The organism is Nocardioides asiaticus (assembly GCF_040049175.1).
GTDB lineage: Bacteria > Actinomycetota > Actinomycetes > Propionibacteriales > Nocardioidaceae > Nocardioides > Nocardioides cheoyonin.
Genome location: NZ_JBDZDM010000001.1, coordinates 453,072 through 467,206, shown reverse-complemented (window position 1 = coordinate 467,206; position 14,135 = coordinate 453,072). Strand labels below are relative to the sequence as shown.

Genomic DNA, 14,135 nt, shown 5'->3' with positions numbered 1-14,135 from the left:
TGCGTGCCATGAGCTTGAAGGTCGCCGTCAACTCTGCGCTCTATCGGGTCACGGGATACACCCTGACGCGCGAGACGCCGTCGCAGCGTCAGGAGGCGATCCGCCAGGCTGCCCGCGCGGCTGCCGAGCGCGCGAGGCAGCAGACAGCGGAGTGGCATCGGAGGCGGGCCGCTGAGCGCGCGGCGCAGTGGAAGGAACGGCAGGCGGAGCGTCGTCGGGCCGAGCGGGCGAAGCGGGCCGAGGCCGTTCTCCGCGCCGAACGCCGCGGCGTCCGTAACGAGCGCAAGCGCCAGGCCGAGCTGCGAGCCCAACGCAAAGCAGAGAGGGATGCCGCGGCGGCGCAGCGCAAGGCCATGCGGGAGGGGCATTACGACGAGGAGGCAAGGGCGATCCTCGAGCGGGTCTCGCCTCGCACGATGACCGGGGGGCCGAAGGTGTGGTCCCTGATCGAAGCCACCCGCTACGTCGTACGCCACCAGATCCCCGGCGACGTCGTCGAGTGCGGCGTGTGGCGCGGCGGGAGCATGCAGGCGGTGGCGCTCACGCTGCTGTCGCTCGGTGAGAGCTCGCGCGAGCTGCACCTCTTCGACACCTTCGAGGGAATGCCGCCGCCGTCCGAGGAGGACACCCGGACGCTCGATGGGGAGAAGGTCACGGCAGAGCAGATGCTTGCCACCTCCGACAAGGATTCCAAGCTGTGGGCGGTCGCCGGTCTCGAGGACGTCAAGGAGGGAATGGCCGATACCGGCTATCCCGCGGAGAAGGTGCACTTCCATCCGGGGCTCGTCGAGGACACGACGCCGGCAGAGGCTCCTGAGCAGATCGCGATCCTCCGCCTGGACACGGACTGGTACGCCTCGACCAAGCACGAACTCGAGCACCTCTACGAACGACTCAGCCCCGGAGGCATCCTCGTCATCGACGACTACGGCGACTGGGAAGGCGCGAGGAAGGCGGTCGACGAGTTCCTCGACAAGACCGGCGAGGCGCTCTTCCTGTGTCCGATGGGCACGGGACGGATCGCGATCAAGCCTTTCGAGCGCAGGGACTGACCTGCGGGGCGGGTCGTCGCGACGGGGCGCGGCGTCGGCGTGAGGCCCCGGCTCGTGGCTGGTGTCAGGCCGGGCGGGTACCTGTGACAAGGTAGAGCCCGTTCTGACCGCCTCGGGAGGGGAGACCGTGCTAGCCATCGCCGTCGTGATGATCGTGATCCTGGTCCTTGCGGCCCTGGTCTTGATCTATGTCGCCTACCCTCACCGCGGCGAGGAGATGCCCGCGGCTCCCTGGCTCGGAGAGGCGATGGAGAAGGCGGCCGACGCGGCCCCGACCCTCGCGCCGGAGGATGACCACGTCGGCGACAGCTCCTGGTTCGGCTCCGGCTCGACCGGCGGCGCGTAGCACCGGGGCGAGCCGAAGATGACAGACGATTGACCTGCTTCCTGCGTCCGGCCTGAGCAGAGTTGGACCGGGGGCGGGCTCGGTCTCGGCTAGGGTTCGGCCATGCCCAACCCGGACAACGTCGACGCGCCGGTGACCTTGGTGGGCCCCGGCCGCTCCGGGACGACGCTGGTCACCCAGATCTTCCGGCGGCACTCATGCTTCTTCGCCGTCGGCGAGTCCGCGAGCCTCGTCTACACGACCTACAAGCAGCTCAACAGCTATCTCCGCAACACCGGCAGGATCCCCGGCGACCGTACTGTCCCGGACGCCGCCCGGGACGCGGTCTACGCGATGCTGTGCTCGGCGTACCCCTCCGAAGAGGAGCGCTGGTTCCAGAAACCGATCTTCCTGCCGACCGTCAACCGTGCGTTCGAGACGCCCGAGGAGTTCGGCTCGTGGTACTGGGAGGCGTCCTGCCATCTCTTCCCGCGAGGCAGATGGCTGACCGTCGTCCGCGAGCCCGTCAGCACCGCCGCCTCGATCATGGTCCGCTGGGGCAACACCGAGGAGCACGCCTTCCGCCGGATCGAGAACAGCTTCCGACTGATGCTCCACCCGGCCAGCCGGCTCGGCATGGTGATGCCGTTCGAGTTCCTCCAGGCCAAGCCGAGAAGGGCCGTACGCGCGCTCCTCGGCTTCGCCGACGTGCCGTTCGAGCAGCCGTGCATGGGTGCGTTCAGGGCCAATCAGGCGCGCAACCCGGACGTCCCACGGCCGACCGGACTCGTCCCGCCCCGCAGCGTCATGGACCTCTACGAGCAGCTCCTCGACCGGGCGGACTCGGCACATCTCGCCGCGACCGCCGACTAGCTGCCCCAGGATCGTCCCAGGATCCTCGGAGTGTCCGGCGGGACCGACCGCGGCCGGACCCGGTCGCGACGTTAAGGTAGGCGCGACATTCGGGTGCGAGCGGAAGAGTACGACGTGAAGAAGGTCCTGATCACGGGCGGTGCGGGCTTCATCGGCCGGCATCTGTCGGATCACCTGATCCAGCACGGTGACTACGAGGTCACCGTCCTCGACAACGAGTCGCTCGGCGACCGCAAGCACCTCGACCTGGCCAAGGTCAGGTTCCTCGAGGGTGACCTGCGCAGCCGCGACGACGTGCGCTCGGCCGTCGAGGGCCAGGACGCGGTCGTCCACCTCGCTGCCGACACCCGAGTGATGGACAGCATCGAGAACCCCGCCAACAACTTCGAGAACAACGTCGTCGGCACGTTCAACCTGCTCGAGACGATGCGCAGCCTCGGGGTGAGCCGGATCGTCGCCGCCTCGACGGGCGGCGCGATCGTCGGCGACGTCCCGCCGCCGGTGCACGAGCGGATGGCGGCGCAGCCGACGTCGCCGTACGGCGCCTCGAAGCTGATGCTCGAGGGCTACCTCAGCGCCTACAGCGCCGCGTTCGGCATGCCAGGGTGTGCGCTGCGGTTCTCGAACATCTACGGACCCCGCTCCTTCCACAAGGGCTCGGTCGTCGCCCACTTCTACAAGCAGATCCTCGCCGGTGAGCCGCTGGTGGTCTACGGCGACGGCAGCCAGGCGCGCGACTTCCTCTACGTCGGCGACCTGGTGGAGGGCATCCGGGTCGCGATCGACAGCGGCGCGACCGGCGCCTACCAGCTCGGGAGCGGGAGGCCGACCACCGTCAACGAGCTCATCGACGCCATGCGCAGGGTGACCGGCCGTGAGCTCGAGGTCATCTACAAGGACTTCCGTCCAGGCGAGGTGCGGCTGACGTGGTGCGAGATCGACAAGGCCAGGGAGGGCTTCGGGTTCGACCCGTCGACACCGCTCGAGGACGGTCTCCGCACGACCTGGGAGTGGTTCGCCGCTCAGCAGACAGCGTGACGGGAGCTCCACTGATGACGAGCGACGACCGCGCGATCCGCCGGGCCGGCCGACGTGCCCGCAGACTCCTCGGTCGGGTTGCCCGCAAGACAGGTCTTCGGCCGACCGTCCCGGCGCCGCCACCGCCGCCCCGGTACGGTCCGAAGCCCGAGGTGGTCCTCGACGAGACCAACTACGGCCCGATGATGGATCGGATCGTCGAGCGCGCACGCCGCAACCAGCGTGCGCTGAGGGTCAACCCGGACTACGACCTCGTCCGCCAGCACTTCGACCACTACAACTTCATGCTGTCGGCGGTGGCGCTCCAGGACGAGCCCGGCTTGGACCCGATCCGGGTGTTCCTGCACAACGGCGCCGAGGCGATCAACAGCCCCGACGTCAACTTCTCGATGAGGAACTACCTGGTCCGGTACCCGGAGCACGCCGAAGGTCCCGAGCGGAGCCCATATCTCGAGTGGCTCAAGCGGGGGAAGGAGGCTGGCGAGATCGCAGACCCGGCTCCCGGCATCGAGAGCATGGCCACGGTGCTCGGCTTGGAGCCAGCGCGCGTGGTCGAGCTGCTCGTCGAGACCCGTACCGACCTGCAGCATCGGCTCCGGTACGGCGTCCTGGGGGAGATGATCGCGAAGGCCGCCGAGATCGAACCGCTCATCGGCGCGGTTTGGTCAGAGACGACCAAGGCGAAACAGCTGCCGTTCGGCTCGCCGCTCGTCGTGGCGCAGGTCGCCGCCGTGCACGCGTGCCAGGAGATGGCTGGCTTCCGGCGCGCACGGTTGCTCCTCGTCGTCAACAAGCCCCGTTGGGGTGGTGGTCGCCGGATGGAGGGCCACATCGCCCACGCGCTGATGGACCGGATCGCGCCCGAGGACATCGTCGTCATCTACACCGATGAGGGTGGCCGGGCGCCGGAGGGGCGGTTCCCGGCCGGCGTACGCGAGGTCGACTTCGCGGCTGCCGTGGGGGAGATGCCGACCGAGAGCGCCGGGCTGAGCCTGGTGTCGCTCATCCGCTCGTTCGAGGCCGACGCGGTCGTCAACATCAACTCGCGGACCCTCTACACCGCGCTGACGGCGTACGGCAGGGCCCTCGCGGCCTCGGAGCGGATCTTCCTTGCCTTCTTCTGCAACGAGCAGCGCGCCCAGGGCAACTGGGAGGGCTGGAGCCTCAAGTGGTTCTACCGCGCCTTCGACTTCGTCGAGGCTGTCCTCACCGACAGCGACTACCTCCGTGACTGGCTCGCCGACGCCTACCAGCTCGGCGACGACGACCGGTCCCGGATCCACGTCCTGCGGGCCCCCGTCGAACCCGAGCTCGGCCGACTCGCGGCGACGGAACCGGCCGCGCTCTCGGCCGAGCCGGGCCGTCGGCCGCAGGTGTTCTGGGCGGGTCGCTGGGACCGCCAGAAGCGGGTCGATATCGCGCTCGTTGTCGCCACGCGCATGCCCGATGTCGACTTCCGACTCTGGGGCGAGGCCGTCCTGCAGGAGGGCGGTGTCGGCGCCCTGCCCGACAACGTCTCTCTCGAAGGTCGCTACGGCCACATCTCCGAGCTCGACATCGCCCAGGCCGACGCGTGGCTCTACACCTCGGCCTGGGACGGCGTCCCGAGCCTGCTCCTCGAGGTCGCGATGGCCGAGGTGCCGATCGTCGGCAGCCTCGTCGGCGGGACCGGCGAAGTGCTGTCCGAGGAGGACTCCTGGCCGATCGCCGCCTGGGAGGACCCGGAGGCGTACGAGAAGGCGCTGCGCGACGTGCTCGCGGATCCCGCCGGAGCCCGTCGGCGCGCCGCTGCGCTCCGGGAGCGCCTCGAGCGCGACCGCACCCAGCAGGCGTACGCCGAGACGGCCGCTGGCCTGCTGCTGGTCGACGACCCACGGAAGGGCGACCGATGACCGACCTCACCCTGATCGTGACGGCCCACAACGAGACCGTCGTGTGCGGGCCGACCATGCGCGCGGCCGACCTCGCGGTCGACGCCGCCCGCGCGCGGGGGTTCACCGTGGAGCCGATCATCGCCCTCGACGCCGCGACCGAGGCGACGACGGCGTACTTCCACCAGCCGCGCTTCGACCACTGGGAGCGGCGGATCATGCAGGAGGGCGACCTCGGGCGGGTCCGCAACGCGCTCGTGCCGGAGACCGACGGCGACTTCATCGCCTTCCTCGACGCCGACGACCTGTTCAGCGAGAACTGGCTGGCGGAGGGGCTGACGACCCTCACGGAGGCCCGTGACCGGGGCGAGCGGGTGATCGCCCACCCCGAGCTGAACATCATCTTCGACGGCGGCAAGACGGTGCTCCGCAACGTCGACCAGGACTCGCCCCTGTTCACGCCGCACTTCTTCTACGTGCGCAACTACTACGACTCGTTGTGCCTGACGCCGCGCGAGGCCCACCTGCAAGTTCCCTACATCCACCGGGACATTCCGAACGGGCTGTCCTTCCAGGACTTCCAGTTCAGTATCGAGACGATGTCGCGCGGCTGGAAGCACGTCGTCGTCAAGGACACCATCATCTTCAAGCGTCGACGCGACTTCTCGCTCGTCGTCGAGAGCAACAACCGCAAGGCGATCGTCCGCTCGCTCCCCGAGATGGCGATCGACAAGGTGCGTGACCTGAGCCGGATCAGGGCCGCCCGGGCCTGATCCACCACTGCAACGGACGAGGCCCCGCGACACATGTCGCGGGGCCTCGTCCGTTGCTGCCGGAGGTGCTGCTCAGACGGCGGCGGGGGTGGTGCCGGCGGGTACGTCGGGGGCCTCGACCTTGTGCTCCTCGTTCCACGCCGAGAGCGCGGGGATCTTGGAGAGGTCGCAGCGGTCGGCGTACTTCTTGGTGATCTCGGTGACCTCCTCCATCAGGCCCTCGGAGAGAGTGATGGGGGTGAGACCCAGGTGGAGGAACCGGTCGTTGGCGACGTGGAGCTCGTTCTCGTCGGCCTCGTTGCGGGGGTTGGGCTGGTTGTGGACCTTCACGCCGGTGCGGTCGGAGATCATCTTGGCCAGGTCGCGGACCCGGTGGGTCTCGGTCATCTGGTTGAACACCGAGACCCGGTCGTCCTTGGCCGGCGGGTTGTCCAGCGCGAGCTGGATGCACTTGACGGTGTCCTGGATGTGGATGAACGCCCGGGTCTGGCCGCCGGTGCCGTGCACGGTGAGCGGGTAGCCGATCGCGGCCTGCATCAGGAACCGGTTGAGCACGGTGCCGTAGTCACCGTCGTAGTCGAACCGGTTGATCAGCCGCTCGTCGAGCTTGGTCTCCTTGGTCTGGGTACCCCAGACGATGCCCTGGTGGAGGTCGGTGACCCGGATCCTGTCGTTCTTGTTGTAGTAGGCGAACAGCAGCTGGTCCTGGGTCTTCGTCAGGTGGTAGATCGACCCCGGGTTGGCCGGGTAGAGGATCTCCTGCTCGATGACGTTGCCCTCGTCGGTCAGCACCTGGACGGTCAGGTAGCCCTCGGGGATCTTCATCCCTGCGGTGCCGTAGCCGTAGACCCCCATCGTGCCGAGGTGGACCACGTGGATGTCGAGTCCGGACTCGACGACCGCGGCGAGCACGTTGTTGGTCGCGTTCAGGTTGTTGTTGACCGTGTAGCGCTTGTGCCGGCTGGACTTCATGGAGTACGGCGCGGCGCGCTGCTCGGCGAAGTGCACCAGCGCGTTGGGCTTGAAGTCCTCGAGCAGGTCGAGCAGGCGCTGGTAGTTGATCGCGACGTCAATGTCGTGGAAGGCGATGTCCTTGCCGGACACCTCCTTCCAGGCGCGCAGCCGCTCACCCATCGGCCGGATGGGGGTCAGCGACGACACCTCGAGCTCGATGTCGATCTTGCGCCGGGAGAGGTTGTCGACGATCGCGACCTCGTGCCCCTGCGCGGACAGATGCAGAGCGGTCGGCCAGCCACAGAAGCCGTCCCCGCCAAGGATGAGTACCCGCATTGGTTTCCCTTCGTGCGTATCAGCCGCGGAGAGCGGCACAACAGGAGCGAGACCCGGCATTTCGTCGGATCGGTCAGAGGTGGGCTCGCTCGTGACGGCGGCTGGGGCGGGCTTCCGGGTCCGCTCCAGCCGGCCGGTCTCGGGGTTGAGATGGATGCCGCACTCTTTCACGGCGTCCATCTCCCACCACCATCGACCCGCCCTCACGTCCTCGCCGGGCGAGATCGCCCGGGTGCACGGAGCGCAGCCGATGCTGGTGTAGCCGTGGTCGTGCAGCTTGTTGTACGGCACGGCGTGATCGTGGATGTAGGCCCACACCTGGTCGTGGGTCCAGTCGAGCATCGGGTTGAACTTGACCAGCCCGTGGGCCTCGTCCCACTCCTTGACCTCGAGGTCGCGGCGGGTGGAGGCCTGCTCACGGCGCAGGCCGGTCAGCCACGCCTTCTTGTCCGCCAGAACTCGATTGAGCGGTGCGACCTTGCGTACGCCGCAGCACCCGTGGCGCTGCTCCACGCTGTCGTAGAAGCCGTTCTGGCCGTTCGCCGCGGTCCACGCGGCGACCTCGTCGGGGTCGGGGCTGACCATCTCGATGATCGGGCCGTAGCGCCGGTGGACGCTGTGCGCGAGCGCGTGCGTCTCCTCGGGCAGCCGCCCGGTGTCGAGGCTGAAGATCGAGATGTCGAGATCGTGCGTCGCGATCAGGTCGGTCATGACCATGCTCTCGGGACCGAAGGCGTTCGCGAGCACGGCAGGGCTGTAGTCGGAGGCGATCTCGCGCAACAGGGTCAGAGTGTCGGCGAGCGCGTCGCGATAGTCCACGACTGGACGGCTCCCATGCTATGGAGGGTCAGAGGGGGTTCCCGGACCGCGTTGGTCCCGGTGTCAGAGTTTCCGCGATGCTAACATCGGCCGGCGGCCGAACCGTGGCACCACGACTCTGACACCGGGACTTAACCAGTCGTTTCCCTGGAGGTCCCAGGGTGGCACGGCCAGTCCGCGGGCCCCGCGTGGGCCCACGTCATCCCAACCGGCAGAGGTACCCCACACCGATGAAGTCGTTCAGGCGCTGGGTCAGCCCTTCCCATGGCTCCCGCGGCGCCGAGTCGTCCGCCGCGCCGAGACCGACGGAGCGGCGGCCCGAGGGGCCCGATACCCCGCCGGCCGCACTGATGGAGCTCCTCGTGGGCCTGCCGGACGCCCGGCCGCGCCAAGTCTGGGACCGGCTCCGGCTGTGCACCCACCCGCGCCTCTACGCCGCACAGCTCGACGCCGAGGAGCTGGCGGCGTACGGCAGGACGCTCGACGTCGACACCGCGATCGCGCACTACCTTGCTCACGGCGCGCGCGCCGGGAAGCGGATCAGCGTGGTCTTCAACCCCGGGTGGTACGCCGACCGGCTGACCGAGCGCGGGATCGAGCTGCCGGACGGCGCCGCGCCTTTCCTGCACTGGCTGAGTGTCGGCTGGGACGAGCGGATCGTGCCGACGCCGCTCTTCGACGAGGACTGGTACCGCGCGAAGCACCCCCTCATCGGGCACCAGTGGGCGTTCGTCCAGTATCTCAACCGAGGTCTCTACGAGCCGTATTGGAGGCCCAGTCCCCTCGGCAAGCACCATTCGGGCGGCCCGGTCCCGGACGCGGCCGACCAGCACGCCCCCCTGCTGCTGCCCGAGATGCTCCACCGGGCCGAGGACCACGACCTCACCCGGACCAGCTGGCTCGAGGAGGGCTGCCTGCGCTCGCTCGACATGCGGGCAGCCCTGCGCTCCGCGCGCATGCAGGACCTCATCGCGAAGGCGGCGGCGATCGAGCCGCTGGTCGACGACGGGCGCCCGGACGACGTCCCGATGACCTGTCCGCCGTACCGCGCGCCGCGGCTCTACATGGCCGCCCAGGCCGAGGCCGTGCGCAGCCGGGTCGCGGCGACCCATGTCGACACGGTGATCGTGGTCGCCGACCTCGATGCCGGCACGCTCGCCGGGCCGGCCGGCCTGCTGGCCGCGGGCCTGCGCGAGGCCGAGCGGTCGTCCTCGGTCCTGCTGGTCGCAGCTCCGGCGACCACCGCGACGGTGCCTGCGGAGACGGCGCTGCCGGCCGCGCTGCCGGAGGGCGTGGAGGCGCTCGACCTGGCGCCGTACGCCCAGGGCTTCGACGAGGACCGCCGGGTGGACCTCCTGCTGGACCTGGTGCGCGGGCTGCGGGTCGACCGGGTGGTCGCCGCGGACAGCACGATCGGGTGGCGCCTGTTCGCCGGCTATGCCCGGCAGCTGGCCGAGTTCGCCTCGCTGGGGGCGTGCCTGTCGCCCGCGGCGAGGACCGAGCACGGCAACCTCGCCGGCTTCGCGGTGAGGGAGTTCCAGGAGTCGTTCGCCGACCTCGACTGGGTGCTCGTCACGACGCCGGAGCTGGCCGAGGACCTGACCGCGCGCTATGTGCTGCCTGCCGCGTCGCGGCAACGGCTGCTGACGGCGTACGCCCCCGGCGAGCCGCGGCGGCTCGACCCCGCGGCCGTCAAGCACATCGTCGCCGACCGTGAGCGGCGCCAGCCGGACGAGGGAGCACAGCGGTGAGCGTGCAGCAGCCGGACAGCCCGACCGGGGCCGGACCGGACATCACGGGGGTCATCATCGGCCACGACGAGGGGACCCTCCTCGGCCTCTCGCTGCGCAGCCTGCTCGACGCGGCGGCGTACGCCCGCGACCACGGGCTCACCGTCGAGGCGCTCGCCGTCCTCGACAGCGCGGACGACGCCACCCGGGCCGCGCTCGCCGACGCGGGCGAGCACGACTGCCGGGTCGTGGAGGTGGCGTACGCCGACCACGGGCTGGCGCGCAACGAGGCGATCCGGCTCGCCTCGGGCCGCTACGTCGCGTTCCTCGACGGCGACGACCTGTGGTCGGAGAACTGGCTGGTCGACGCGCACGCGATGTGCGAGACCGATCCCGGCCGGGTGATCGCCCACCCGGCGATCAACTGGATCTTCGACCAGGGCAGCTACTGCTACGTCCTGCCCGACCAGGCCGACCCGGCCTTCGACCCGGCGTTCCTGCGCGTCGCGAACGCCTGGGACCAGCTGTGCATGGCGCCGGCCGAGGTGCACCAGCGGCACCCGTACCGGCGGCGCGAGCTCGACCGGGGATTCGCCTATCTCGACTGGACCTGGAACCTCGAGACCATCGAGGCCGGTCTCGTCCACCGCACCGTGCCGGAGACGATCCACTTCAAGCGGCGTCGGACGTCCTCCCAGTTCACCCAGGCCCGGGCCAACAAGTCGCTGCCGTTCCACAGCGCGCTGCACGACTACTCGTGGTGGACGGCGCGGGACGCCGCGGAGGCGCACGAACCGGCCTGATCCGTCGGCCGGACGGCTCGGCCGCTCTGGTTGGATGGAGTCATGCTCGTCACGCTCATCGTCGTCATCGCGGTCGTCGTCCTGGCCCTCGTCGGGCTGACGGTCGGGCTGGTCGGCCGGCGCCGGAAGGCGGCGCCGCCGTCCCGCCCGGTCCCGCCCGTCGTCGTACCCCCCGAGGAGGGGGTCTCCGACGGCGGTACGACGGTCGCGGAGCCGGAGGCGCCGCCGGCGGAGCAGCCGGTGGCCGAGCCGGTCGTCGAGCCCGCGGCGCCGACGCTGGAGAAGCCGGAGAGCACGGCCTCCCGGCTGGTGCGGCTGCGGCAGCGGCTCGCCGGCTCGCAGTCGGGCCTCGGCCGCGGCCTGCTCTCGCTGCTCTCGCGCGACCGGCTCGACGAGGAGACCTGGGAGGACATCGAGGACCTGCTCCTCACCGCCGACGTCGGCGTCGCCCCGACCCAGGAGCTGGTGGAGAAGCTGCGTACGCGGCTGCGCGTCGAGGGCTCGGCCGCCGGCGACCCGCGCACGGTGCTCCGCGAGGAGCTCGTCGAGCTGGTCGGGCCCGGTCTCGACCGGCGGCTCCAGATCAGCGGTGCCGACGGCAGGCCCGGCGTCGTCCTCGTCGTCGGTGTCAACGGCACCGGCAAGACGACCACGGTCGGCAAGATCGCCCGCATCCTGGTGGCCGAGGACCGCAGCGTCGTCCTCGGCGCGGCCGACACCTTCCGCGCCGCCGCCTCCGAGCAGCTCACGACCTGGGGCCAGCGGGTCGGCGTCGAGGTCGTCCGCGGCCCGGAGGGCAGCGATCCGGCCAGCGTGGCGTTCGAGGCGGTCAAGGACGGCATCGACAAGGCCGTCGACACCGTCATCGTCGATACCGCCGGCCGGCTGCAGAACAAGGCCGGCCTGATGGACGAGCTCGGCAAGGTCAAGCGCGTCATCGAGAAGCAGACCCCGGTCAGCGAGGTGCTCCTCGTCCTCGACGCGACGACCGGCCAGAACGGCCTCATCCAGGCCCGGGTCTTCAGCGAGGTCGTCGACGTCACCGGGATCGTGCTGACCAAGCTCGACGGCTCCGCGAAGGGCGGCATCGTCGTCCAGGTGCAGCGCGAGCTCGGCGTACCCGTCAAGCTCGTCGGCCTCGGGGAGGGCCCGGACGACCTCGCTCCGTTCAGCCCCGAGGCGTTCGTCGACGCGCTCCTCGGCTGATCCGTCCGCCCGCCGCTCCGCTCGAGCGCGCTCGAGAACGACAAGCTGCCGTAACAGAACCCGCCGACTCGTTACTTGCCCGAAACATGTGACAAGCGGCACCGAAACGTCGGACCACCAAGGTTGCTCCGAATGAAGGCGGGTGCGGTAGCGCACGACGACGAGGTCGTGGCCCCTCGCCTCCCGAGATGCGAATCCATGGAGGTTCTGTGGACGGCTACTACGCCTGGATGATCGTGGCCACGGCGCTCGTACTGATGATGACGACACCGGCGCTGGCCCTGTTCTACGGCGGCATGACGCGGTCGAAGTCCGTGCTCAACATGATGATGATGTCCTTCACGGCGATGGGCGTCGTGGGGATCGTCTTCGTCCTGTGGGGATGGTCCGAAGGTTGGAACGGGATCGGCAACGGCAAGCTGATCGGAAACCCGTTCGACCTGTTCGGGCTCAATGACGTCGACTGGACCAGCTACATCGGTGTGATGTTCCAGATGACCTTCGCCGTCATCACCGCCGCACTGATCAGCGGCGCCATCGCCGACCGCGTCAAGATGTCCTCCTGGATCGTCTTCATCATCCTGTGGGTGACGCTGGTCTACTTCCCGATCGCTCACAACGTGTGGGGCGGTGGCTGGTTCTACTCGCACTTCCCGAACCTCGACTACGCGGGCGGCACGGTCGTCCACATCAATGCCGGTGTGGCCGGCGGCGTACTCGCCCTGCTCATCGGCAAGCGCGTCGGCTGGCCCCGGGAGATCAGCCGCCCGCACAACCTGACCCTCACCATGATCGGCGCCGGCCTGCTGTGGTTCGGCTGGTACGGCTTCAACGTCGGTTCGATCGTCTTCGCGGCCGGTGACGGCGGCTCCAAGGACACCGCCCAGTTCATGTCCGAGACCGGGGTCACCTTCGTCAACACCACCGTCGCGACGATGGCCGCCATGCTGGGCTGGCTGCTGATGGAGCGGATCATCCACGGCAAGGCCACCTCGCTCGGCGCGGCCTCCGGCGTCGTCGCCGGCCTGGTCGCGATCACCCCGTCGTGTGGTGCCGTCAACACCGTCGGCGCGATCGTCGTCGGTGCGGTCGCCGGCCTGCTGTGCGCGCTCGCGGTCAACCTGAAGTACAAGATCGGGCTCGACGACTCCCTCGACGTCGTCGGTGTCCACCTCGTCGGCGGCATCGTCGGTGCCGTCCTGATCGGCCTCGTCGGCACCGTGAAGTCCCCGACCGGCGAGGACGGCTTCTTCCCGGACGGCAGCAACGGTCTCTTCTACGGTGGCGACCTGACGCTGCTCGGCCACCAGATCGCCGGTGTCCTCTTCACCGTCATCTGGTGTGGCGTCTGGACCCTGATCATCGGGCTCGCGATCAAGTTCACCATGGGCTGGCGGATCACCGAGGAGGCCGAGGTCGAGGGCATCGACGGCGACCAGCACGGCGAGTCGGCGTACGACATCGTGCCGGGCACGGGGGTCTTGTCGTGAAGCTCGTGACCGCGGTCATCAAGCCGCACAAGTGGGAGGACGTCCGGGAGGCGCTCGAGACCTTCGGCGTGACCGGCATGACGGTCTCCGAGGTCAGCGGCTACGGGCGCCAGAAGGGCCACACCGAGGTCTACCGCGGTGCGGAGTACGACATCGCCCTCGTCCCCAAGATCCGGATCGAGATCGTCGTCGAGGACGGTGACGCGGACGACATCGTCGGCCTGATCGTCAAGACCGCCCAGACGGGCCGGATCGGCGACGGCAAGGTCTGGGTCAGCCCCGTCGAGACGGTCGTCCGGGTTCGTACCGGCGACCGCGACTCGGCGGCCCTGTAAGTCCGGTCAGCGTCATCTCGATTGATCCGAGGGCAGTGCGGCCCGGCTTCCCCGACCGGGGAGGCCGGGCCGTTCTCCCACCGGGGCGGGCCCGCAGCGTCCGCTCCGTGCGGCATGATGCGAGTAGCCGGATGAGCCGGCTGTCACCGTGAGTGCCGCTCTCGACCGCACCCCGTCGGAGGAGAAATGAAGCTCGTCACCGCAGTCATCAAGCCCCACAAGTGGGAGGACGTCCGCGTCGCTCTCGAAGCCGTGGGCGTCACCGGAATGACCGTCTCCGAGGTCAGCGGCTACGGACGGCAGAAGGGGCACACCGAGGTCTACCGCGGCGCCGAGTACGACGTCGCCCTCGTCCCCAAGATCCGCATCGAGATCGCCGTCCCCGACGGCGACGTGGAGGCGGTGGTCGGCGCCATCGAGACCTCCGCCAAGACCGACCGGATCGGCGACGGCAAGGTCTGGGTCTCCCCGCTCGACACCGTCGTCCGGGTCCGCACCGGCGACCGCGACGACGCGGCGATCTGATCGGG

13 protein-coding genes are annotated in these 14,135 nt (G+C 69.5%); 12 read left to right on the top strand and 1 reads right to left on the bottom strand.

Annotated features, from left to right (window positions below):
- The first annotated feature begins 8 nt into the window (after positions 1-8).
- From ABLE53_RS02250 to ABLE53_RS02225, 6 genes are all read left to right on the top strand, one after another.
- A complete protein-coding gene (locus tag ABLE53_RS02250) occupies positions 9-1,052 on the top strand; it encodes a TylF/MycF/NovP-related O-methyltransferase (protein WP_348856941.1) in 1,044 nt (347 codons plus the stop codon).
- A gap of 127 nt (positions 1,053-1,179) precedes the next feature.
- On the top strand, positions 1,180-1,398 hold the full coding sequence (locus ABLE53_RS02245) for a hypothetical protein (protein ID WP_348856940.1): 219 nt from the start codon (positions 1,180-1,182) through the stop codon (positions 1,396-1,398).
- Positions 1,399-1,500: 102 nt separating this feature from the next.
- Complete coding sequence (locus tag ABLE53_RS02240) at positions 1,501-2,250, top strand: sulfotransferase (protein WP_348856939.1); 750 nt, start codon at positions 1,501-1,503, stop codon at positions 2,248-2,250.
- Positions 2,251-2,364: 114 nt separating this feature from the next.
- Entirely contained in the window at positions 2,365-3,288 is a 924-nt protein-coding gene (locus tag ABLE53_RS02235) for an NAD-dependent epimerase/dehydratase family protein (RefSeq protein ID WP_348856938.1), read from the top strand.
- Positions 3,289-3,440: 152 nt separating this feature from the next.
- A complete protein-coding gene (locus ABLE53_RS02230; RefSeq protein ID WP_348856937.1) occupies positions 3,441-5,180 on the top strand; it encodes a glycosyltransferase family 4 protein in 1,740 nt (579 codons plus the stop codon).
- On the top strand, positions 5,177-5,932 hold the full coding sequence (locus tag ABLE53_RS02225; protein WP_348856935.1) for a glycosyltransferase family 2 protein: 756 nt from the start codon (positions 5,177-5,179) through the stop codon (positions 5,930-5,932). The genes ABLE53_RS02230 and ABLE53_RS02225 overlap by 4 nt, the downstream gene beginning before the upstream one ends.
- Positions 5,933-6,004: 72 nt before the next feature.
- On the opposite strand, the gene ABLE53_RS02220 is transcribed toward ABLE53_RS02225, so the two are convergent.
- Entirely contained in the window at positions 6,005-8,041 is a 2,037-nt protein-coding gene (locus tag ABLE53_RS02220) for a phosphoadenylyl-sulfate reductase (protein WP_348856934.1), read from the bottom strand.
- 350 nt (positions 8,042-8,391) lie between these two features.
- On the opposite strand from ABLE53_RS02220, the gene ABLE53_RS02215 reads away from it, so the two are divergent.
- From ABLE53_RS02215 to ABLE53_RS02190, 6 genes are all read left to right on the top strand, one after another.
- Complete coding sequence (locus ABLE53_RS02215) at positions 8,392-9,792, top strand: serine/threonine-protein kinase (RefSeq protein WP_348856933.1); 1,401 nt, start codon at positions 8,392-8,394, stop codon at positions 9,790-9,792.
- Complete coding sequence (locus ABLE53_RS02210; protein WP_348856932.1) at positions 9,789-10,574, top strand: glycosyltransferase family A protein; 786 nt, start codon at positions 9,789-9,791, stop codon at positions 10,572-10,574. Before ABLE53_RS02215 ends, ABLE53_RS02210 begins: the two co-directional genes overlap by 4 nt.
- A gap of 42 nt (positions 10,575-10,616) precedes the next feature.
- A complete protein-coding gene (gene ftsY / locus ABLE53_RS02205) occupies positions 10,617-11,780 on the top strand; it encodes a signal recognition particle-docking protein FtsY (RefSeq protein WP_348856931.1) in 1,164 nt (387 codons plus the stop codon).
- A 209-nt stretch (positions 11,781-11,989) separates the two neighbouring features.
- Positions 11,990-13,270, top strand: a complete 1,281-nt coding sequence (locus ABLE53_RS02200; RefSeq protein WP_348856929.1) for an ammonium transporter — start codon at positions 11,990-11,992, stop codon at positions 13,268-13,270.
- Positions 13,267-13,605 (top strand): P-II family nitrogen regulator, encoded by a 339-nt coding sequence (locus tag ABLE53_RS02195; protein ID WP_348856927.1) that lies wholly within the window; start codon positions 13,267-13,269, stop codon positions 13,603-13,605. Before ABLE53_RS02200 ends, ABLE53_RS02195 begins: the two co-directional genes overlap by 4 nt.
- 186 nt (positions 13,606-13,791) lie before the next feature.
- Positions 13,792-14,130 carry a P-II family nitrogen regulator gene (locus ABLE53_RS02190; protein ID WP_348856926.1) on the top strand — a complete coding sequence of 113 codons (339 nt, stop codon included), beginning with the start codon at positions 13,792-13,794 and terminating at the stop codon, positions 14,128-14,130.
- Positions 14,131-14,135 lie beyond the last annotated feature (5 nt).

Excerpts from the sequence above, each read along its gene's own strand:
- ABLE53_RS02240 (WP_348856939.1), top strand. The coding sequence starts at position 1,501 with ATGCCCAACCCGGACAACGTCGACGCGCCGGTGACCTTGGTGGGCCCC.
- ABLE53_RS02215 (WP_348856933.1), top strand. The coding sequence starts at position 8,392 with ATGGAGCTCCTCGTGGGCCTGCCGGACGCCCGGCCGCGCCAAGTCTGG.
- ABLE53_RS02225 (WP_348856935.1), top strand. The coding sequence starts at position 5,177 with ATGACCGACCTCACCCTGATCGTGACGGCCCACAACGAGACCGTCGTG.
- ABLE53_RS02190 (WP_348856926.1), top strand. The coding sequence starts at position 13,792 with ATGAAGCTCGTCACCGCAGTCATCAAGCCCCACAAGTGGGAGGACGTC.
- ftsY (WP_348856931.1), top strand. The coding sequence starts at position 10,617 with ATGCTCGTCACGCTCATCGTCGTCATCGCGGTCGTCGTCCTGGCCCTC.
- ABLE53_RS02250 (WP_348856941.1), top strand. The coding sequence starts at position 9 with ATGAGCTTGAAGGTCGCCGTCAACTCTGCGCTCTATCGGGTCACGGGA.